This window comes from Pseudomonas umsongensis (genome assembly GCF_002236105.1).
In the GTDB taxonomy this organism is placed as follows: Bacteria; Pseudomonadota; Gammaproteobacteria; order Pseudomonadales; family Pseudomonadaceae; genus Aquipseudomonas; species Aquipseudomonas umsongensis.
The window spans coordinates 388,128-408,864 of the sequence record NZ_NIWU01000005.1 but is presented as its reverse complement, the minus strand read 5'-3'; the positions used below and the strand labels follow the sequence as shown (position 1 = coordinate 408,864).

At 60.6% G+C, this 20,737-nt stretch carries 20 protein-coding genes; 11 read left to right on the top strand and 9 right to left on the bottom strand.

Features of this window, described 5'->3' with window-relative positions:
* Window positions 1–70 precede the first annotated feature (70 nt).
* The 6 genes from PSUM_RS24135 to PSUM_RS24110 all read right to left on the bottom strand — a co-directional run bounded on the left by PSUM_RS24135 (window position 71) and on the right by PSUM_RS24110 (window position 7,599).
* Complete coding sequence (locus PSUM_RS24135; RefSeq protein ID WP_020799704.1) at window positions 71–259, bottom strand: hypothetical protein; 189 nt, start codon at window positions 257–259, stop codon at window positions 71–73.
* Window positions 260–648: 389 nt separating this feature from the next.
* On the bottom strand, window positions 649–1,869 hold the full coding sequence (fabB, locus tag PSUM_RS24130) for a beta-ketoacyl-ACP synthase I (RefSeq protein WP_008016529.1): 1,221 nt from the start codon (window positions 1,867–1,869) through the stop codon (window positions 649–651).
* Between the two features lie 11 nt (window positions 1,870–1,880).
* Window positions 1,881–2,396, bottom strand: coding sequence for a 3-hydroxyacyl-[acyl-carrier-protein] dehydratase FabA (gene fabA, locus PSUM_RS24125; RefSeq protein WP_003179264.1), 516 nt, complete (start codon window positions 2,394–2,396; stop codon window positions 1,881–1,883).
* 247 nt (window positions 2,397–2,643) lie between these two features.
* Complete coding sequence (locus tag PSUM_RS24120; protein ID WP_083349655.1) at window positions 2,644–4,545, bottom strand: ATP-binding protein; 1,902 nt, start codon at window positions 4,543–4,545, stop codon at window positions 2,644–2,646.
* On the bottom strand, window positions 4,542–5,474 hold the full coding sequence (locus PSUM_RS24115; RefSeq protein ID WP_020799702.1) for an ABC transporter substrate-binding protein: 933 nt from the start codon (window positions 5,472–5,474) through the stop codon (window positions 4,542–4,544). The genes PSUM_RS24120 and PSUM_RS24115 overlap by 4 nt, the downstream gene beginning before the upstream one ends.
* 1 nt (window position 5,475) lies before the next feature.
* On the bottom strand, window positions 5,476–7,599 hold the full coding sequence (locus PSUM_RS24110; RefSeq protein WP_083349654.1) for a TonB-dependent receptor plug domain-containing protein: 2,124 nt from the start codon (window positions 7,597–7,599) through the stop codon (window positions 5,476–5,478).
* Window positions 7,600–7,794: 195 nt separating this feature from the next.
* Here PSUM_RS24110 and PSUM_RS24105 point away from each other — a divergent pair, with 195 nt between their 5' ends.
* The 9 genes from PSUM_RS24105 (at window position 7,795) to PSUM_RS24065 (ending at window position 15,765) form a co-directional block, all read left to right on the top strand.
* Window positions 7,795–8,820, top strand: coding sequence for an NAD(P)H-dependent glycerol-3-phosphate dehydrogenase (locus PSUM_RS24105; RefSeq protein WP_020799700.1), 1,026 nt, complete (start codon window positions 7,795–7,797; stop codon window positions 8,818–8,820).
* 29 nt (window positions 8,821–8,849) lie between these two features.
* Window positions 8,850–9,197 (top strand): DUF4389 domain-containing protein, encoded by a 348-nt coding sequence (locus tag PSUM_RS24100; protein WP_020799699.1) that lies wholly within the window; start codon window positions 8,850–8,852, stop codon window positions 9,195–9,197.
* Window positions 9,194–9,649: a phosphohistidine phosphatase SixA gene (sixA, locus tag PSUM_RS24095; protein ID WP_083349653.1), complete on the top strand. Its 456-nt coding sequence runs from the start codon at window positions 9,194–9,196 to the stop codon at window positions 9,647–9,649. The genes PSUM_RS24100 and sixA overlap by 4 nt, the downstream gene beginning before the upstream one ends.
* A gap of 162 nt (window positions 9,650–9,811) precedes the next feature.
* Window positions 9,812–11,467, top strand: a complete 1,656-nt coding sequence (locus PSUM_RS24090; RefSeq protein WP_083349652.1) for an AMP-binding protein — start codon at window positions 9,812–9,814, stop codon at window positions 11,465–11,467.
* A 31-nt stretch (window positions 11,468–11,498) separates the two neighbouring features.
* Window positions 11,499–11,942 (top strand): hotdog fold thioesterase, encoded by a 444-nt coding sequence (locus PSUM_RS24085; RefSeq protein ID WP_020799696.1) that lies wholly within the window; start codon window positions 11,499–11,501, stop codon window positions 11,940–11,942.
* 118 nt (window positions 11,943–12,060) lie between these two features.
* Window positions 12,061–12,867 carry an alpha/beta fold hydrolase gene (locus PSUM_RS24080; RefSeq protein WP_020799695.1) on the top strand — a complete coding sequence of 269 codons (807 nt, stop codon included), beginning with the start codon at window positions 12,061–12,063 and terminating at the stop codon, window positions 12,865–12,867.
* Window positions 12,864–13,718 (top strand): alpha/beta hydrolase, encoded by an 855-nt coding sequence (locus PSUM_RS24075; RefSeq protein ID WP_020799694.1) that lies wholly within the window; start codon window positions 12,864–12,866, stop codon window positions 13,716–13,718. The genes PSUM_RS24080 and PSUM_RS24075 overlap by 4 nt, the downstream gene beginning before the upstream one ends.
* A gap of 118 nt (window positions 13,719–13,836) precedes the next feature.
* A complete protein-coding gene (locus PSUM_RS24070; protein ID WP_033044860.1) occupies window positions 13,837–14,643 on the top strand; it encodes a DUF4892 domain-containing protein in 807 nt (268 codons plus the stop codon).
* Between the two features lie 69 nt (window positions 14,644–14,712).
* Entirely contained in the window at window positions 14,713–15,765 is a 1,053-nt protein-coding gene (locus tag PSUM_RS24065; RefSeq protein WP_033044862.1) for an AI-2E family transporter, read from the top strand.
* 20 nt (window positions 15,766–15,785) lie between these two features.
* On the opposite strand, the gene PSUM_RS24060 is transcribed toward PSUM_RS24065, so the two are convergent.
* Both PSUM_RS24060 and PSUM_RS24055 read right to left on the bottom strand, forming a co-directional pair.
* The gene (locus PSUM_RS24060; protein WP_020799691.1) at window positions 15,786–16,835 is read right to left on the bottom strand and encodes a sensor histidine kinase; all 1,050 of its coding nucleotides are present in this window, start codon (window positions 16,833–16,835) and stop codon (window positions 15,786–15,788) included.
* Entirely contained in the window at window positions 16,835–17,593 is a 759-nt protein-coding gene (locus tag PSUM_RS24055) for a response regulator (RefSeq protein WP_020799690.1), read from the bottom strand. The genes PSUM_RS24060 and PSUM_RS24055 overlap by 1 nt, the downstream gene beginning before the upstream one ends.
* A gap of 296 nt (window positions 17,594–17,889) precedes the next feature.
* On the opposite strand from PSUM_RS24055, the gene pyrF reads away from it, so the two are divergent.
* Window positions 17,890–18,588, top strand: coding sequence for an orotidine-5'-phosphate decarboxylase (pyrF, locus tag PSUM_RS24050; protein ID WP_162247449.1), 699 nt, complete (start codon window positions 17,890–17,892; stop codon window positions 18,586–18,588).
* Window positions 18,589–18,693: 105 nt separating this feature from the next.
* Here pyrF and PSUM_RS24045 read toward each other — a convergent pair whose 3' ends face one another.
* Window positions 18,694–19,698 (bottom strand): NADP-dependent oxidoreductase, encoded by a 1,005-nt coding sequence (locus PSUM_RS24045; RefSeq protein ID WP_020799688.1) that lies wholly within the window; start codon window positions 19,696–19,698, stop codon window positions 18,694–18,696.
* Between the two features lie 235 nt (window positions 19,699–19,933).
* On the opposite strand from PSUM_RS24045, the gene PSUM_RS24040 reads away from it, so the two are divergent.
* On the top strand, window positions 19,934–20,695 hold the full coding sequence (locus PSUM_RS24040; RefSeq protein ID WP_020799687.1) for an SDR family oxidoreductase: 762 nt from the start codon (window positions 19,934–19,936) through the stop codon (window positions 20,693–20,695).
* Window positions 20,696–20,737: the final 42 nt, after the last annotated feature.

Sequence of the window (20,737 nt, the reverse complement as noted above, 5' to 3'; positions counted from 1 at the left end):
GCGGTTAACGGCTGCAATAACGACAAACCCCGCTCATGGCGGGGTTTGTCGTTTTTAATGCGGTCATTGCTCAAGCGGAGCGTAGCGCTCGTTGCTGCTCCAGAGTTTCCAGTTCGGCCTTGTAGTTGTGGGCGTCAGTCTCGCTATGGAACATCCCGACCAGCAGGTCCTGTTGGTACACATCCCAGATGCGGACACCGGCGGCTACGCCTTCGTGTGACATGCGTGAATCGTCGCGTTCAGTTACTTTTACAGTCATCTGCTAGCTCCAATTTCTATTATCTGCAGCAAGGCATGTGCAGGACTCTGTTATAGAGTTTGGTAGCTAGCTAAGTAAACGACTGAGTCTGGAAAGAGTTTGTTGCAGAATTGGAAACAGTCCTGCAGCCCGCGTAATCCGCGACATTCAGTCGCAGGCTGTTGAGTTCCATGACAAAAGCTTCATGTTCACGAGGAAGATTCGCGGCCTAAAGGCCGACCTTGTGGGAGCGCGCCTGCTCGCGAAGACGGCATCACATTCAACATCTTTATCGACTGTCAGGCCGCCTTCGCGAGCAGGCTCGCTCCCACAGGGTTTTGCGTTTTTGAAGGCAAAAAAACGCCCCGAACCAGTCGGGGCGTTTTCATGTGCGGCTCAGCAGCGGGAAATTACTTGCCTTCCCAGCGCTTCAGTACCAGCGTGGCGTTGGTGCCACCGAAACCGAAGCTGTTGCTCATCACGGTGTTGATGGTGGCGTTTTCGCGGGTCTTGGTCAGTACCGGCAGGTCCGCCACTTCAGGGTCCAGCTCGTCGATGTTGGCGGAACCGGCAATGAAGTTTCCTTCCATCATCAGCATGCAGTAGATCGCTTCGTGAACGCCGGCGGCACCCAGGGAGTGACCCGACAGGCTCTTGGTGGAGCTGATGGCCGGAGCCTTGTCGCCGAACACTTCACGCACGCCTTTCATTTCCGCGACGTCGCCGACCGGAGTCGAAGTGCCGTGGGTATTCAGGTAGTCGATCGGGGTGTCGACGGTGGACAGCGCCTGCTGCATGCAGCGGATCGCGCCTTCGCCGCTTGGGGCGACCATGTCGTAGCCGTCGGAGGTCGCGCCGTAGCCAACGATTTCCGCGTAGATTTTCGCGCCGCGGGCCAGAGCGTGTTCCAGCTCTTCCACCACGACCATGCCGCCACCGCCTGCAATGACGAAGCCGTCACGGTCTGCGTCGTAGGCGCGGGAAGCTTTTTCCGGAGTGTCGTTGCGCTTGCTGGACAATGCGCCCATGGCGTCGAACAGGAACGACTGGCTCCAGTGTTCTTCTTCACCGCCGCCGGCGAAAACGATGTCCTGCTTGCCCATCTGGATCTGTTCCATGGCGGTACCGATGCAGTGAGCACTGGTGGCGCAGGCAGAAGCGATGGAGTAGTTCAGGCCCTTGATCTTGAACGGAGTGGCCAGACAGGCGGAAACGGTGCTGCTCATGGTCCGCGTGACGCGATATGGGCCAACGCGCTTTACGCCTTTCTCGCGCAGGATGTCCAGCGCTTCCATCTGGTTCAGTGTCGATGCGCCACCGGAACCGGCAATCAGGCCGGTGCGCGGGTTGGACACTTGCTCTTCGGTCAGGCCGGAGTCAGCAATGGCGTCTTTCATGGCCAGGTAGGCGTATGCCGCCGCGTGGCCGACGAAGCGATAGATCTTGCGATCGATCAGTTCTTCAAGGTTGAGGTCAATGGAGCCGGAAACCTGGCTACGCAGACCCATTTCGGCATATTCCGGGTTGAACCGGATGCCAGGGCGGCTTGCACGCAGGTTAGCGGAGACGGTCTCTTTGTCATTGCCCAGGCACGAAACAATGCCCAGACCAGTGATAACGACGCGGCGCATGCGGATAACCCTTAGAAGTTGTCAGTGGAGGTGAAAACGCCGACCCGGAGGCCTTCGGCGGTGTAGATTTCGCGACCGTCGACAGTCACCGAACCGTCGGCGATGGCCAGGTTCAGCTTGCCCTTGAGGACGCGCTTGATATGAATGTTATAGGTGACTTTCTTGGCGGTCGGCAGGACCTGGCCGAAGAATTTCACTTCGCCCGAACCCAGCGCACGGCCACGGCCCGGCAGGCCTTGCCAGCCCAGGAAGAAACCGACCAATTGCCACATGGCGTCGAGGCCCAGGCAGCCCGGCATCACCGGATCACCTTCGAAGTGGCAGGCGAAGAACCACAGGTCCGGAGTGATATCCAGCTCGGCGACCAATTCACCTTTGCCGTACTTGCCACCCTCTTCGCTGATCAGGGTGATGCGATCGACCATCAGCATGTTCGGGGCGGGCAGTTGCGCGTTACCTGGGCCGAACAGCTCACCGCGACTGCAGCGCAGCAGGTCTTCCCGGGTAAAGGCGTTTTGTTTGGTCATGCGAGCTCCTCAATAGTCCCATGCGGCAGGTGGGGCAAATCATCCCGGCCGATCGAAGCGTTCATGCCTCGAACCGGCAGCCTACTCATAGACTATTGCGTTGTAGTGAAAGTCACAGCACCAAGGACATGAATGTACACTTGTGCACTGAAATTTTTAATCAAGCCCCTTTTCGAGCTTGTTCGGGTGCCTAAGACTGCCGCACTTTCGCCTTTCACGCCAGTCACAGATGCTCGAAAGGCCTGTACTACTGCACCCATCGCTGCAGAATTTGCTGAAGATCAGTGCGTTTGAAGGGCTTGGCCAGGTAATCGTTCATTCCCGCCGACAAACAAGCTTCGCGATCCCCCTGCAAGGCGTTGGCGGTCAGGGCAATGATCGGCAAGTCGGTACAGCCGGGCAGTTCACGAATCTGCCGGGTGGCTTCATAACCGTCGATGACCGGCAGTCGGCAGTCCATCAGTATCGCCTCGAAAATCAGGCTCTCGGCACTGCGTACCGCCTGTGCGCCATCGGCGGCAACGCTGACAGTAAAGCCCAGGCTGCGCAGCATGGCTTCGATCACTGTCTGGTTGACCGGATTGTCTTCGACCAAGAGCACATTGCGCCCTTCGCCATCCCCCTTGTGGGTCGGTACGCGCGGTAACCGAGCCGGTAAGGCCTGCTGATACAACGCCAGCGGAATCTCGAGGGTAAAGACCGAGCCACGGCCTTCCTCGCTCTGGGCGCGCAAGGTGCCACCCATGCGTTCGGCGAGTGTGCGTGCAATCGGCAGGCCCAGGCCGGTCCCACCATAGCGTCTTGATATGGAGCTGTCGGCCTGCTGAAACGCGTCGAACATCAATTCCAGGCTTTCGGGGGGAATGCCAATCCCACTGTCGCGCACCGTGCAGGTGAACCACAGCAGTTCGTGATCCAGGGACTGCCACTGCGATTCGATGCGCACGCGTCCCTGCTCAGTAAACTTCAGGGCATTGCCGACCAGATTGACCAGTATTTGCCGGATGCGCGTCGGGTCACCCTGAACCTGCAGCGCGCGCATGTCTTGTGGGATCTGCAACTGTAGATCCAGCCCGCGTTGGACGGCACTGTGCTGGAACGACTGGGCGCAACTGCAGATCAGGTCCGCGAGATTGAAGGGGATATGCTCCAACTCCAGTTCTGAGCGTTCGATACGCGAAAAATCCAGAATGTCATTGATGACTTTGAGCAGGTGCTCGGTGGATTCCGAAGCCAGAGCCGCGTATTCGAGTTGTTCTTCGGTCATCTGGGTGGTTTCCAGCAATTGCAGCATGCCAAGCACGCCATTCATCGGCGTGCGCAGTTCGTGGCTCATCATGGCGAGGAAGTCGGACTTGGCGTTATTGGCCTTTTCCGCTTCCTCGCGGGTCTGGATCAACTGCGCCATGGCCTGGTGCTGTTCGTGGCTGGCCTGCTCGAGCCCCTTGGCGAGGTTGTTGATGTGTTGGGACAGGGCGCCGAGTTCGGTGTCGTCAACGATGGGCAGGGGCGTCTTGTAGTCGCCGGCCTGGATCGCCTTGACCGCATTGCCGATATCGCGGATCGGTTGCGACAGGCTCGCGGCCAGGCGCCGGGCGACCATGAAGGTAAACAGCAGGGCGAACAGCGCCAGAATGCCGGCCTTGAGCAGGATTTCCTGTTGGCGCTGGCTGAACGCATCATTGGACAGGCCAACGATCACCCGACCCAGGTAATCCTCGGCGGGCGCCGTGGGGGGCACGCTGCCGTCCTGGAAAAAATCATTGTGCAGCGCGATCCGTTGCAGGCGCACGGGGGCCTGGAAGACTTCAATCTGGTGCGGCTTTTGGTAGCTTGCCGAAGGTTGCTCGACATACACCAGAATCCGGTTGGCGCTGTCCTGCACCTCCAGGAACCGTACGTTGGGCGTTGCCAGCGTGGCCTTGAGCAGGCTTTCGAGCACCTCGTTATTGCCCGAAATCACCCCGTATTCGGTGGCCGGCGCCAGTTGGTTGGCAATCAACTGGCCGGTGTGGTTGAGCTCCTGGCGCAGGTCCTGGATCCGCACGAAAGTGAAGAAACTGATCAACAGTAACGTCAGCAGCAGGGCAGGGCCGAGGCTGATGATCTGGGTACGGGTACTGATGTCCCAGCGGCGACGGAAGGTCATGGCTGGCGTTCTCCTTCTGCCAACAGCGTTGCGACAGCCACTTCATTTACCTGTTCAAGCCCCAGGGAACGAGACACCTGCCGATTGCTGGAGACTTTGAAGCGGTGTGGATATTGCGTGCGTGGCCACGTGGCGGGTGGCAGGTCGAGCAGCTCATCGAGAATCGCCAGCCAGTCGCTTTGATCGCTGTAGGTACTGGCCAGGCTCCCGGCCTTGACGAACCCTGCATTGGGACCGATCAAGGCCAGCTGCCGCGCATAGCTGCTGAGCAACAGGTTTTTCGCGGTTTTCGGGTTGTACAGATCGGGGTCGTCGAGGCCCAGTACTACATCGCTGTTGTCCAGCAAAGCCTGCAAGGGACGACTGTCCTGGGTGTTTTCCCAACGTTCGGTGACCACTTCAAGACCCAGGGGATAGGCGGCCTGGCGCAGTTCCCGCAACAGGAACTCGCTATGGCTGTCGTACAGGACGCCAACCCGCTTGGCCTCGGGCAGCAGGACACGGGTGAGGCGCAATTGCCGGTCCAGTGGCGGATCGCTCCAGAGCAGGCTGAGGTGCGGGGGCAGGGCGTGCCCAAGGTGTTGTCGCGCCTGCAGGCGGCTGATGCGCAGCACCAGTGTCGCCGGGCCGCGAGGGTCCTGCAGGCGCCAGTCGAGACTGGGCAGATCGAGCAGGATCAAGCGGGTGTCCGCCGCCAGCTTGCCCGGTGGCGGCAGGCTGGCCAATGGCTGGAAGTGCACGTTGTCGGCCGGTCGCAATTGCACCAGGGCCTGGACGAAGGATTGCACGCCGGGGCTATCGTCGACACCGGTCAGGAGAATGTCCGCGGCGCTGGCCGAATGGCTGTGTAGCCAGCCACCGAATACCAGGCAAGCCATGGCCAACAGATGGCCAAGGATTGACGGCTTGCGTGGCGGGCGATGCGGCATCTTAAAACGCCAGCTGCGCGCTGAAATACATCAAGCGACGCTCGTCATAGTTGTTGTCGACAAAGGAAGTAGGCTGGTTGTCGAGGCGCTGCTGCAGCACACCGGCCAGTTCCAGATGAGTCTTGCCCAGGCGGATGCGCCTGGCGATGCGCGTGTCGAGGCGTTCGAAGCGGTAGCCGTTGAGCGCGTCGTCAGCATAATAGAAGAGCGCGCTGTTCCAGCCATGGCCCCAGTCGCGCAACCAGGCGGCAGAACCACTGTTGCCTGCAGTCTGTTGTGCATCTAGCAGGTTGCTCGCGTCAGCGTCGACGTAGGCATAGGTCAGGCGCAAGCGGTCGGCGCTGCTGATTTTCCAGTCGAGTTGGGTTTCCGCTCCGGTGTAGCGCGCGGAGTTGGCATTGCTGGCGATGTACTGGTTATTGCGCAACGGCTCACTGATCATCCCGGTGATCTCGTCGTAGAACAGCTTTACATCGACGGCCAGGCCCGATTCGGCGAAGTAACCGTTATAGCCCAGTTCCCGGGAACGCATGTGTTCCTGGTCGAGGTCGCCGGGGCCGCGGGTCTTGACGAAATAGCGGGCACTTGACTGGCCATAGGCGCCGGGTTGCAGGTGGGTGACCTGGTAGCTCCAGTTGACGTTGTTCTCGAACATGTCCGGCGAGCGGACGGCTTGCGAGTACACCGCACGCAGGCCCTGGCGCGGATTGATCAGGTAGTTGACCGCCATCCGTGGGCTCAGTGAGCTGCCGATCAACTGCGTGTCTTCGAACATGGCACCGCCCTGCAGGAGCCAGTGTTCGCTGGCGCGCCATTCAAGCTGGCCGAACGCCCGCCAGGTGGTGTCATCGAGAGTGCCATTGAAGTAGGTCTCGGAATCTGCCCGGTCGTAACGATAGTTCAATCCGCTGACCAGCCGCAGGTTATCGGACAGGCTCAGGGTATCCTGCAATTCAAGGTCATAGCGCGATTCCCGAGTGCTTTGATCGATATCGCCGCAGACCGTTCGCCGGGCGCCGTTGCGCCACTGGTCGAGGACTTGATTGGCCAATGCGCGTTGGGTCGGATCGGCGTCAGGGGCTCCGGAGACCAGAAAGCTCTCGATGTTGCGCGCCAGGCGTTCCGTGTAGTTCGGGTTGAGTTGCCAAAGCTCGCTGAGTTCGGGGCTGAACGATACTTCGGCATCGCAGGCGCGCCAGGTTTGCTGACGGTCCCAGTGCTGGGCCGAACCCTGGATGTAAAGGCTGTGCTCGGTGTTCAGGTCGAGATTCCAGCGCAGCGAGCCGGCGTAGTCCTTGGCGCTGACGTCGGAATTGTCCCCAGCGCGGGTAATCCCTGAAAACACCGGGCGGTAGGTATAGGGGCGTTGGTTGGTGCCGTCCTTGGCATTCACCTGCCATTCGATACTTTGCCGTTCGTCGAGCGCTTGACTAACGGCAAGGTTGAAGCGCTTCAAACGTCGACCGTCATGGTAGTCGCCGCCCCAACGGTCGGTATCAAAGCCATCGTCTTGCTGGCCAGACAGCGACAGGCGTAAATCGCCGTCCTCCCAACCCACGCCCTGGCTGGCATAAAAGTCGTCGATGCCACGCTGGCCGCGGGTGACTTTCAGGCGCGTACCGTGGCTGTCGGCCGGATTGCGCGTGATGATGTTGACCACCGCCATCAGCGCATTGGCGCCATAGCTGACGGTGTTCGGGCCGCGGAAAACCTCGATACGCTCGATGTCCTCCATGGCCACCGGAATGTCGCTCCAGTCCACCGTGGCCAGACCCGCGCGGTACACCGAGCGACCGTCGATCAACACTTGCAGGCGCCGTGCTTCGGTGGCGCTGGTGCCGTGGTAATTCACCGTGGCCTGATTACCGCTGATATTGCCGACCATCATGCCGGGTACCAGGCGTAGCACTTCACTGATGTCGCGCGCGCCGCTGGCATTGATCAGCGCGGTGTCGAGCACCGTCATGCTCCCCGGCACGGCAGCCGGCGATTGTTTCAGGCGCGTGGCCGTGAGTACTTGCGGCAACGGTTCGCTGTCGAGAAACAAGTCGTCGGCCATCGCCGGCGAGCTGAACACCAGCGCCAGGACCAACGGCGAATGGGGTGAAGTCGAACCCAGGGACACAGCACATCCTTGTTAACCATCGATGGCGCGCATGTTAACCGAGCCCGTTGACTTTTCCAGTCACGATGTAAGCATTTTCCTAGGTATTACCGGACTTCTTCCTACCCATGTCGGTAATTGACGCGGGGACTGGCCGACACGGGGGCGCTCCGTATAATGCCGACATTGCCACTGGTATGGATTAACGGATTACATATGACTCAACAGCGCCCGATCGCGGTTTTGGGAGGCGGAAGTTTTGGTACCGCCGTGGCTAACTTGCTGGCCGAAAATGGTCATCAAGTCCTGCAATGGATGCGTGACCCTGAACAGGCCGAGGCCATCCGGGTCAATCGCGAGAACCCGCGTTACCTCAAAGGCATCAAGATCCTGCCCGGTGTCACGCCGGTCACTGACCTGCTGGCCACCCTGGATGCGTGCGACCTGAGTTTTGTCGCGCTGCCCTCCAGCGCGTTGCGCTCGGTGCTGGCCCCGCATGCTGATCGACTCAGCGGCAAAATGCTGGTGAGCCTGACCAAGGGCATCGAAGCCCACACCTTCAAGCTGATGAGCCAGATTCTCGAAGAGATCGCGCCACAGGCACGCATCGGTGTGTTGTCCGGGCCGAACCTGGCCCGTGAAATCGCCGAACATGCATTGACCGCCACGGTGGTCGCGAGCGAAGACGAGGCGCTCTGCCAGCATGTCCAGGACGTGCTGCACGGCCGCACCTTTCGCGTGTATGCCAGCGCCGACCGGTTTGGCGTCGAACTGGGCGGTGCGTTGAAAAACGTCTACGCGATCATTGCCGGCATGGCGGTGGCGATGGGCATGGGCGAAAACACCAAGAGCATGTTGATTACCCGGGCGCTGGCGGAAATGACCCGCTTCGCGGTGAATCAGGGTGCCAACCCGATGACATTCCTTGGCCTTGCGGGCGTGGGTGATCTGATCGTGACCTGCTCGTCGCCAAAAAGCCGTAACTATCAGGTCGGGTTCGCCCTCGGCCAGGGCTTGAGCCTCGAAGAGGCAGTCAATCGCCTGGGCGAAGTTGCCGAAGGCGTGAACACGCTCAAGGTGCTCAAGGCCAAGTCCCAGGAGGTTGGCGTGTACATGCCGTTGGTCGCCGGGTTGCACGCGATCCTGTTCGAAGGGCGCACGCTTGAGCAGGTGATCGAACTGTTGATGCGGGGCGAGCCGAAGACCGATGTCGACTTTATTTCCACCAGCGGCTTCAACTGAACCCCCACTTCACAGGAACGGAGCGAGAAATGAGTGATCCAAAAGTAGAAGCCAAATACGAGTCCATCCTGCTTCGAGTGCTGTGGATGGTGGTGTTCCTGCTGGTGTGGCAGGTGGCGCAGTTCATGCTTGGCGCCGTGGTGCTGGTGCAATTGATCTATCGTTTGATCTATGGCGCCCCGAGCGCCAGCCTGATGAACTTCGGCGACAGCCTGAGCCAGTTCCTGGCACAGATCGGTCGTTTCGGCAGTTTCCACAGCGACCAGAAACCCTGGCCGTTCGCCGATTGGCCGACGCCGCGTACGCCGGAAGGTGAAGCGCCGCACGTCGTGGCGCCTGCGCCACATCCGGCCCGAGATGAGGAACCCAAGCTATGAAACTCTGGGTATTGCGTCATGGTGAAGCCGAGCCACATGGCTCCAAACCCCACGATTCGGAGCGGGAGCTGACTGCCAATGGTCGTGAAGAAGTGCTGCGCGCCGCCGCCAACCTGGTTGGCCAGCCGCTGACAGCGATCTATGCCAGCCCCTACACGCGAGCGCAACAGACCGCCCAGCTGGTTCGGGATGTCTTGGGTTTCGGGCCGGAAATCCGCACCGTCGAGTGGCTGACTCCGGAATATGATCCCGACAGGGTCACTGACCAGTTGAAGTCGGTCACCAATGCACTGCTGGTTTCTCATAACCCGCTCGTGGGAAACCTGCTCAGCTACCTGCAACATGGTGCGGGTCATCCGCCAGAGAAGGTCAGCACCGCCGGCCTGGCCGAGCTGGAAAACTCTGAATTGCTGATTGGCGCGATGAAGCTCAACAGCATCAAGCACCCTTAAAGGCAAAAGACCACAGCCAGCGGCGGCGCCTAAAAGGGCTTTCAGCGTTCCCCCGTAGGAGCTGCCGCAGGCTGCGATCTTCTGATCCTGAAAAATAGCCAACCAAGCATTTGCTTGGTTGGCTACGCTTGCTCCAGACCAAGAAACAAAGGAGCGAGTCCCATGCCTGCTGCTTCCCGTTTGCCCCTGGACGTTTTCTACGAGCGCGAGGCCCGTCATCCTCGCCAGCGCTTTCTCGTCCAGCCTGTGGGCGGTGGCCGTGTCGAGACCTTGAGCTGGGAGGACGTCGGTCATCAGGCACGCTGTGCGGCCCATTGGCTGCGATCCCGGGAACTGCCCCAGGGCAGTCATATTGCCCTGATCTCGAAAAACTGCGCGCACTGGATCATTGCCGACCTGGCGATCTGGATGGCCGGGCATGTCTCGGTGCCGTTGTACCCCAACCTCACCGCCGAATCGGTGGCCCAGGTGCTCGAACACTCCGAAGCGGCGCTGGTATTCATCGGTAAACTCGATGACTGGCCTGGCATGTCCCGTGGGGTGAATCCCGAGCTGCCGACCATCAGCCTGCCGTTACATCCAACCGGCACTTTCGATTTCAGCTGGGACGACCTGCAACGCAGCTCGCCGATCCAGGACGATCCCAAGCCCGCCGCCGATCAACTGGCAACCATCATCTACACGTCCGGCACCACCGGCATGCCCAAGGGCGTGATGCACAGCTTCGCCAACCTGGGATTCGCCACCACGCGCGGCACGCAGTTATTCGGTCTCAATGAGTCGGATCGACTGCTGTCGTATTTGCCGTTGTGTCACGTCGCCGAACGGATGTTCGTCGAACTGGCATCGATTTACACCGGGCAAACCGTGTTCTTTGCCGAAAGCCTTGACACCTTCCTGACGGACTTGCGCCGTGCCCGGCCAACGGCGCTGTTTGGCGTGCCGCGCATTTGGACCAAGTTCCAGATGGGGGTGTACAGCAAGATCCCGGCAAAGCGCCTGGATTTCCTGCTCGGGCTGCCGATTATCGGCAAGCGGGTCGGGCACAAAGTCCTCGCCGGGTTGGGGCTCGATGCCTTGCGCGTGGCCTTGTCCGGTGCGGCGCCGGTGCCCCTGAGTCTGCTGTTGTGGTATCGCAAGCTCGGACTGGACGTGCTGGAGGTCTACTGCATGACGGAAAGTTGCGGTTACTCGCACATTTGCCTGCCGGGGCAGAACAAACCAGGCTGGATTGGCATGCCGTGCCCGGAGGTCGAGGTGCGCATCGACGAATCGGGCGAGGTCATGGTACGTAGCGGGGCGATCATGCTGGGGTATTTCAAGGATCCGCAGAAAACCGCCGACACCATCACCGAGGACGGCTTCCTGCGCACCGGCGACAAGGGCGAGGAAGATGCCGAAGGCAACTTGCGCCTGACCGGGCGCCTGAAGGAAATTTTCAAGACCAGCAAAGGCAAGTACGTAGCGCCGGCGCCGATCGAAAATCGCCTGGCGGTGCATTCGCGCATCGAGCAGGTGTGCGTGGTCGGTGATGGCTTGAATGCGCCACTGGGCCTGTGCGTGCTTTCGGCCGTCGGGCAGCAGGAGACACGGGCCGGGTTGCATTCAAGCCTGGAAAAGCTGCTGGAAGAGGTCAACAGCGTCCTCGACAAGCACGAACGCTTGCGGCGGTTGGTGGTGGTCAAGGACAACTGGGCGGTGGAAAACGGTTTTCTCACGCCGACCCTGAAGATCAAGCGCAACGTCATCGAAGCCACTTACGGCGCTCGCTTTGAAGAATGGAGCGAGCACACCGAAGCGGTGCTGTGGCAGGATTGAGCCACGATAAAACCAACAAGGAAAACCTGCTATGAGTCTGTGGCGTACCGTTCCCAACATCGAACAACTGAACGCAATTCAGAAAAACACCATTGGCGAACTGTTGGACATCCGTTTCGAAGCCTTCGATGAAGAGTCCTTGACCGCGAGCATGGTCATTGACCATCGCACCCACCAGCCTTATGGCTTGCTGCATGGCGGCGCTTCGGTGGTGCTGGCTGAATCAGTCGGCTCCATGGCCAGCTACCTGTGCATCGATGCCAGCAAGTTTTACTGCGTGGGGCTGGAAATCAACGCCAACCACCTGCGCGGCTTGCGCAGCGGCCGAGTGACGGCGGTCGCCAAACCCATTCACATCGGGCGTACGACCCATGTCTGGGATATCCGCTTGACCAGTGACGAAGGCAAGGCCAGTTGTGTGTCGCGGCTGACCATGGCCGTGGTGCCGCTGGGTGATAATCCGCCAGCACGTTGATCTCCCCGTTCCTTTATTTGCATGGCCGGACTGTCATCATTCCTGTCAGTTACGGTCATTGCTCAAGAACGCGGTCTTGCGGACAATCGGGTTTGTTTTCGCTGATGGATCGACCGGTATGTCGCAACAGATATTTTTCGCCCACGCCAATGGTTTTCCTTCGGGAACCTACGGCAAGTTGTTTGCGGCGCTGGCACCCGAATTTCGGGTGACGCATCTGGAGCAACACGCCCACGACCCGCGTTTCCCGGCGGACGACAACTGGTACAACCTGGTGGATGAACTCATCCACCATCTGCAGCAGCAGTCACAGCCGGTGTGGGGCGTCGGTCATTCCTTCGGTGGCGTACTGCATCTGCACGCAGCGTTGCGTTGCCCCCAGTTGTATCGCGGTGTGGTGATGCTCGATTCGCCGGTGCTGACGCGCACCGATCAATGGGTCATTCGCGCAGCCAAGCGCTTGGGTTTCATCGACCGCCTGACCCCGGCCGGCCGCACCCTGGGGCGTCGTGAAGAATTCGCCGATCTCGAGAGCGCCCGCCGTTATTTCGCCGGCAAGAGCCTGTTTCGCAGCTTCGATCCAGAGTGTTTCGATGCCTACCTGCACTATGGTTTGCATCAGGACGGCGACAGGTTGCGCTTGCGTTTCGACCCAGCCACGGAAATCAGCATCTACCGGGGCGTACCACACACCAGCCCCGGCCGCCTGCGGCAGTTGCAAGTGCCGCTGGCGGTCGTTCGCGGGCACGAGAGCCGGGTGGTGATGCGTCATCACACCAGTTCAGTCGGGCGCATGCCAAATGGCGAGGCGCTGAGCATGCCTGGCGGGCACATGTTTCCTCTGGAACGTCCGCAGGAGACGGCCGTACTGCTGAAAAACCTGTTCGAACGCTGGACCTCTCGCCAGCAACGGGATTGCGCATGAGCCAGGTCGTCGAAGAAGTGCGCCTGAGCCTGCCGCATATCGAGTTGGCGGCGCATTTGTTTGGCCCCGAAGACGGTTTGCCGGTCATTGCCCTGCATGGCTGGCTGGACAACGCCAATAGCTTCGCCCGCCTGGCACCCAAGCTCAAAGGCTTGCGCGTGATCGCCCTGGACATGGCCGGTCACGGGCACTCAGGACACCGCCCACCTGGCGCCGGTTACGCCATGTGGGACTATGCCCACGATGTGTTGCAAGTTGCAGAGCAGCTTGGATTGAAGCGGTTTGCTTTGCTGGGGCATTCGATGGGTGCCATCGCCTCGCTGATCATTGCCGGTTCGTTTCCGCAGCGAGTCACTCACCTGGCTTTGATTGACGGTGTCATCCCTCCCACGGACAAAGGCGAAAACGCTGCCGAACGCATGGGCATGGCCCTGCAGGCGCAACTGGATCTGCGGGAAAAACGCAAACCGGTCTACAGCACCCAAGACCGCGCCATCGAAGCACGCATGAAAGGCCTGGTGGCGGTCAGTCGCGAAGCCGCCGAACTGCTGGCCCAGCGTGGCTTGATGCCGGTGCCGGGCGGTTATACCTGGCGCACCGACAATCGCCTCACGCTGCCATCGCCGCTGCGCCTTACCACCGAGCAGGCCATGGCCTTCGTCCAGCGGGTCGCCTGTCCGGCGAAACTGGTGGTCGCCGCTGACGGCATGCTCGCCAAACATCCGGAGTTGCTGGAGCGTCTACCCTTTAGTCTTGAACAGCTGCCAGGCGGCCATCATTTGCACTTGAATGATGAACCCGGTGCCGACCTTGTCGCAGACTGTTTCAATCGGTTCTTCGCCATTCCTTGACTTGCGCCGGGCAACTGTCGAGGCTGGGTGGGTTGAAAAGGGAGACAACCATGATAGACCTCTACACCGCTGCGCCCCCGAATGGCCACAAGGGCATGCTGATCCGATGAGTCTATCCATGCGCTCATTCAGTTTGCTGATGCTCAGTTGTTTCAGTCCACTCTCATTAGCCGTCGATCTGCCCGGCAGTCAGGACTTGCCGATCGTGCCGCGCATGACCGATGCGCAGATCGTCGACTATCGCCCCACGGCCGAGCTTGAACGGATCTACCCGCTCGGCTCGATCCGCAAGATCAGCGGTCAGTTGCGCTTTGACGGGCAGGTCAGTGCTCGTGGGCATGTCACCTCAGTGACCTATGAATTGCCGGCGGAACATTCCTCGACCGAGGCCTTCACCGCTGCGCGCGAAGCGCTTCAACAGCAGGACGCCCAATTGCTGTTCTGGTGCCAGGCGCGAGATTGTGGCGAAAGCAGCCTATGGGCCAACGAAGTGTTCGGCAACGCCAAGCTCTATGGCGCCGATAGTGAGCAGGCTTACCTGCTGTTACGCCTGGCCGCACCGAAGGACAATACGCTGGTGGCGCTCTACAGCATCACCCGTGGTAATCGCAAAGCCTATCTGCACGTCGAACAATTCGACGCCGTCGCCCCGCTGGGGGATTTGCTGCCGACGTCCGCAACCTTGCTGCGCGAGCTCAAGAGTACCGGTGAACTCGACTTCCCCAAGTTGACGCAAACACCCGATGACAAATGGCTGCGCCTGATCTCCCGGGGCCTGAACCTGGACACCACCTTGCGGGTCAGTGTGTCCGGGCCCAACGCTGAAGCCTGGCGTCAATCGTTGATCGAGCAGGGCGTACGTGCGGCGCGGATGGAAACCGGTGGTGTCGACGGTCCTGGATTGCATATCAAACTGCTGCGATAAGCGTCATCCGGCGAACACGCGTGGCGTGTTCGCCTACTCTTTTTGCTGAATGATTTTTTCGAGACTGTGATGATCAATAACGATCGGCTGTTGGTGCAGATCCTGCTCCTGGTGCTGTTTGGCGCGAGCTTATGGGTGATGGCGCCGTTCTGGTCGGCCCTGTTCTGGGGCGCGGTGCTGGCGTTCGCCAGTTGGCCGCTGATGCGCCTGCTGACCCGCTGGCTCAATGGCCGCGAATCCCTGGCGGCGGCCCTGCTGACCGTGGGCTGGATGGTGCTGGTGGCGGCGCCGCTGGTGTGGCTGGGGTTCAACTTGGCGGATCATGTGCGCGACGCCACGGCGTTCATCAAGGATGTGCAGGTCGACGGCCTGCCTGAAGCGCCGACCTGGCTGGGCAGCATTCCCCTGGTGGGCGAGCGGCTGGTGGTCATCTGGAACAGTATCGATCAGCAGGGCGCGGCGATGATGGTGTCGCTCAAGCCTTATCTGGGCCAGGTCGGCAACTGGTTGCTGGCGCGTAGCGCGCAGATTGGCGGCGGCATCCTCGAGCTGACCCTGAGCATTGTCTTCGTGTTCTTTTTCTATCGCGACGGACCACGGTTGGCGGCCTTTGTTCATGGTTTGCTGGAGCGGCTGATTGGCCACCGTGCCGGGTACTACATCGAACTGGTGGCGGGCACCGTGCAACGGGTGGTAAACGGCGTGATCGGCACCGCCGCGGCCCAGGCGGTCCTGGCGTTGATCGGCTTCCTGATTGCCGGCGTCCCTGGGGCACTGGTGCTCGGTATCGTGACCTTCCTGCTCAGCCTGATTCCCATGGGGCCGCCGCTGGTATGGATTCCAGCCACTGCCTGGCTGGCCTGGAAGGGTGAGTACGGGATGGCGGTGTTCCTTGGCGTCTGGGGCATGTTCATCATCAGCGGCGTGGACAACGTGCTCAAGCCTTACTTGATCAGCCGGGGTGGGAATTTGCCGCTGGTGATTGTGTTGCTAGGGGTGTTTGGTGGTTTGATTGCATTCGGATTCATTGGCCTGTTTATCGGGCCGACATTGCTGGCCGTGGCTTACAGCCTGTTGACCGACTGGAGCAAAAGCCAGTCGCGGATTGATGACCGTCGCTGAATTCAATCCTTGCGCTGCACTCAGGTCCTGGGCAGGCGGATGATCGCCGTCAGCCCACCACCGGGGGTTTCTTCCAGGCTGAGCTGCCCGCCCAGGCGTTGCGCCGCCTCGCGAGCAATGGTCATGCCCAGGCCGACGCCGCCGGAGTTGCGATTGCGTGAGCCTTCCAATCGGAAGAACGGTTCGAATACGGCCTCACGTTTATCCGCCGCGATCCCTGGACCATGGTCGATGACCCTGATCACCAGGTGTTGGCGATTATCTTCGAGCGTGATCAACGCATTCCCGGCATAACGCAAGGCGTTGTCCAGCAGGTTGTTGATACAGGAGCGCAGTGCCATCGGCTGGACTTGCAGCGGCGCGCAATGACCGCTGGCCTGGACGTTTGCCCCCTGGTCCTGGGCGTTTTCGCTCAGGGACTCGACCAGCGCCTGCACATCCATCCACTGTGACGCCTCGCTGGTGCGCTGTTCGTGCAGGTAGCCGAGCGTCGCATCGAGCATGCTGATCATGTCGTCCAGATCCTGGCGCATCTGTCCTTGCAGCTTGTCGTCGTCAATTTGTTCCAGGCGCAGTTTGAGACGCGACAGGGGCGTGCGCAGGTCGTGGGATACCGCGCCGAGCATGCGCGAGCGCTGCTTGACCTGCTCGATGATGCGTTGCTGCATTTTGTTGAACGTGTGCGCCGCTTGTCGCGCTTCCCGTGGGCCGGATTCCTCCAGTGGCGCACTGTCGAGGTTTTCACTCAGGCGCTCGGCCGCGTCGCTAAGGCGTTGAATCGGCCGGCTGAGTAATTTGGCGCCGTACCAGGCTGCAATGATCAGCGAGATCAGCTGAAACGTCAGCGGTACCAGTGGTCCGCCAAACCATGGCCTGGCAGGGCGGGGGGCCAGGCGCGGGTCCATCGGTGGGCGTTGACCGTCCATGTCTTCGGGAAACGCCGGCGGGGGAGGGGGAGGCGGCGGGCCGTAGTAGTGAAACCATGCAAATGCCAGCAGGTGTGCCAGGACAATCGCGATCAGCAGTACTCCAAACAGGCGGCCGAACAACGTATCGAAGCGCGCCCGCATCAACCGATATCCCGGGCGTCAAACAGGTAACCCTCACCACGCACGGTTTTGATCAGTTGCGGGGCCTTGGGATCGTCACCGAGTTTCTGCCGCAGGCGCGACACCAGCAGGTCAATGCTGCGATCGAAGGCTTCGATCGAACGGCCACGAGCGGCATCCAGCAGTTGCTCGCGGCTGAGGACCCGGCGCGGACGTTCAATAAACACCCACAACAGGCGAAATTCGGCATTGGACAGCGGCACCACCAGGCCATCGGCTGCAACCAATTGGCGCAGCACGCTGTTCAGACGCCAATTGTCGAAACGGATGTTCGCCCGTTGTTCGCTGCGGTCGTCCCGCACCCGGCGCAGAATGGTCTGGATGCGTGCGACCAGTTCGCGGGGTTCGAACGGCTTGGCCATGTAGTCGTCGGCGCCGAGCTCGAGACCGATGATCCGGTCGGTGGGTTCGCAACGGGCCGTGAGCATCAGGATCGGAATATCCGATTCGCCGCGCAACCAGCGGCACAGCGACAGGCCGTCTTCGCCGGGCAGCATCAAGTCGAGCACCACCACGTCGAAATGCTCCGCCTGCATCGCCAGGCGCATGGCGGCGCCATCAGTGACCCCGCTGGCATGGATGTTGAAACGCGCCAGGTAGTCGATCATCAGCTCGCGGATCGGCACATCATCGTCGACGATCAGGGCGCGAATGCTCCAGCGTTTTTCATCGCCGGGCGCTTTTTGATCGTCGTTCACGGGGGCTGGAGTGTTGTGCATGCGTGGGTTCATCTGCCAGGTAGGCTGCCAACCACAAAGATAGGCTGCGAGGTTGTGGTTCCAGCATAGGCGTCCTGCCCGGAGGCGGGAAGTGCTGAGCCAAGGACGTATTGCGGTTGCCGAGGGTAGCGGACAAGGATGTTGGGGGCGTGTCGTGACTGTACCGAACTCGACACAATTGCCGCAGAGGCTAGTCTTGGCGGAGCGATCTCGACGATTTACCGATCATCGGGTCCCGCAGGGCCATTGGTTCCGCTACAATGCGCGCCGATTTCGACTTGCCTGAGAGCCCACTCATGTCCGCCTGCCAGACTCCTATCATCGTCGCCCTGGATTTCCCTACCCGTGACGCCGCACTGAAGCTGGCCGATCAATTGGACCCGAAACTGTGCCGGGTCAAAGTCGGTAAAGAACTGTTCACCAGCTGTGCTTCGGAAATCGTCGGCACCCTGCGTGACAAGGGTTTCGAAGTGTTCCTGGACCTCAAGTTCCACGACATCCCCAACACCACGGCCATGGCCGTCAAGGCCGCGGCGGAAATGGGCGTGTGGATGGTCAACGTTCACTGCTCCGGTGGCCTGCGCATGATGGCGGCTTGTCGCGAAGTGCTGGACCAGCGCACCGGGCCAAAACCGCTGCTGATCGGTGTGACAGTGTTGACCAGCATGGAGCGTGAGGATCTGGCGGGTATCGGCCTGGACATCGAGCCGCAAGAGCAGGTTCTGCGCTTGGCCGCCCTGGCGGAAAAAGCCGGTATGGATGGCCTGGTGTGTTCGGCCCTGGAAGCCCAGGCGCTGAAATCGGCGCACCCGTCGCTGCAATTGGTGACCCCTGGGATTCGCCCGGCGGGCAGCGCCCAGGACGATCAACGCCGTATCCTGACTCCGCGCCAGGCGCTGGATGCCGGTTCCGATTACCTGGTGATCGGCCGCCCGATCAGCCAGGCCGCAGATCCGGCCAAGGCTTTGGCCGACGTGGTGGCCGAACTGGCGTAAAAGATCGCAGGCTGCGCCAGCTCCTACAGGGGGCCGCATTTCCCTGTAGGAGCTGTGTAGGAGCTGTCGAGTGAAACGAGGCTGCGATCTTTTAATCGACCACTTTTAAACCTTTAGAACCAACTTGCCGAAATTCTCCCCGCTGAACAACTTCATCAGCGTCTCCGGGAAGGTCTCCAGGCCTTCGACGATATCTTCCTTGCTCTTGAGCTGCCCCTTGGCGATCCAGCCAGCCATTTCCTGTCCGGCGGCGGCGAACTGCGCGGCGTAGTCCATCACCACAAAACCTTCCATGCGTGCGCGGTTGACCAGCAGTGACAGATAGTTGGCCGGGCCCTTGACCGCTTCCTTGTTGTTGTACTGGCTGATGGCGCCACAGATCACCACCCTTGCCTTGAAGTTCAAGCGGCTCAATACCGCGTCGAGGATATCGCCGCCCACGTTGTCGAAAAACACGTCCACGCCTTTGGGGCACTCGCGCTTGAGGCCGGCCACGACATCTTCGTTCTTGTAGTCGATGGCGCCGTCAAAACCCAGCTCGTCGATGAGGAACTTGCACTTGTCCGCGCCGCCGGCGATACCGACTACCCGACAGCCCTTGATCTTGGCAATCTGCCCGGCAATGCTGCCCACCGCACCGGCAGCGCCCGACAGTACGACGGTATCGCCGGCCTTGGGCGCACCCACGTCAAGCAGCGCGAAGTAAGCGGTCATACCGGTCATGCCCAGTGCGGATAAATAGCGCGGTAGCGGCGCCAGTTGCGGATCGACCTTATAGAACCCACGCGGCTCACCCAGGAAATAATCCTGTACGCCGAGGGCGCCGTTGACGTAGTCGCCCACCGCGAAGCCAGGGTTGTTTGAAGCGATGACTTTGCCCACGCCCAACGCGCGCATCACTTCGCCAAGACCGACCGGCGGGATGTAGGACTTGCCTTCGTTCATCCAGCCGCGCATGGCCGGGTCCAGGGACAGGTATTCGTTCTTGACCAGGATCTGGCCTGCAGCCGGTTCGCCGACCGGTACTTCCTGATAAGTAAATGTTTCCCGGGTCGCGGCACCCACTGGGCGTTTGGCGAGCAGAAATTGGCGATTGGTCTGGGACGTCATGGCAGGCACTCAGGATGAATGAAACCTTGTTGATAGACCCTCGAGGTCGATGCCGCAAGTTCGGCTGATCCGGCGAATACAGTCTTATCCAGTACGGTGATAGTTGGTACGGTAGTTCCATCACTGCCACTCATGGTGGCTCAACCGGCCGTTTGATAGTGCTGCCGGGCCTTGGGGGCTGTGGCTATGCTGGGAACTCGCGATCCCCCGCAAACTACTCTTCGAGGACAGCACAATGAGCATGACGTTTTCCGGCCAGGTGGCAGTGGTGACAGGCGCGGCAGCCGGCATCGGCCGGGCCACTGCCCAGGCGTTTGCCGCCGCAGGCTTGAAGGTGGTGGTGGCCGACATGGACACGGCGGGCGGCGAGGGCACGGTCGCGCTGATCCGTACGGCTGGCGGTGAAGCGACCTTCGTAAGGTGCAACGTGACAGTGGAAAGCGATGTAAAGAACCTGATGGATGAAGTGGTCAATACTTACGGCCGTCTCGACTATGCGTTCAACAATGCCGGTATCGAGATCGAAAAAGGCAAGCTGGCCGAAGGTACGGTCGAGGAGTTTGACGCGATCATGGGCGTCAACGTCAAGGGCGTCTGGTTGTGTATGAAATACCAATTGCCTTTGTTGCTGGCCCAGGGCGGCGGTGCAATCGTCAATACCGCGTCAGTGGCAGGTCTCGGGGCTGCGCCGAAGATGAGCATCTACGCGGCGTCCAAGCACGCTGTCATCGGCCTGACCAAATCGGCCGCGATTGAATACGCCAAGAAAAAAATCCGCGTCAATGCCGTGTGCCCGGCGGTGATCGACACCGACATGTTCCGCCGTGCTTATGAGGCAGACCCGAAGAAGGGCGAGTTCGCCAATGCGATGCACCCGGTCGGCCGCATCGGCAAGGTCGAGGAAATCGCCAGCGCGGTGCTGTACCTGTGCAGCGATGGCGCGGCCTTTACCACGGGGCACTCATTGGCCGTGGACGGCGGAGTTACCGCGTTTTGATAGCGGATCGACCTCCAGCGTTCTGAAAACGACGCGGGCGTA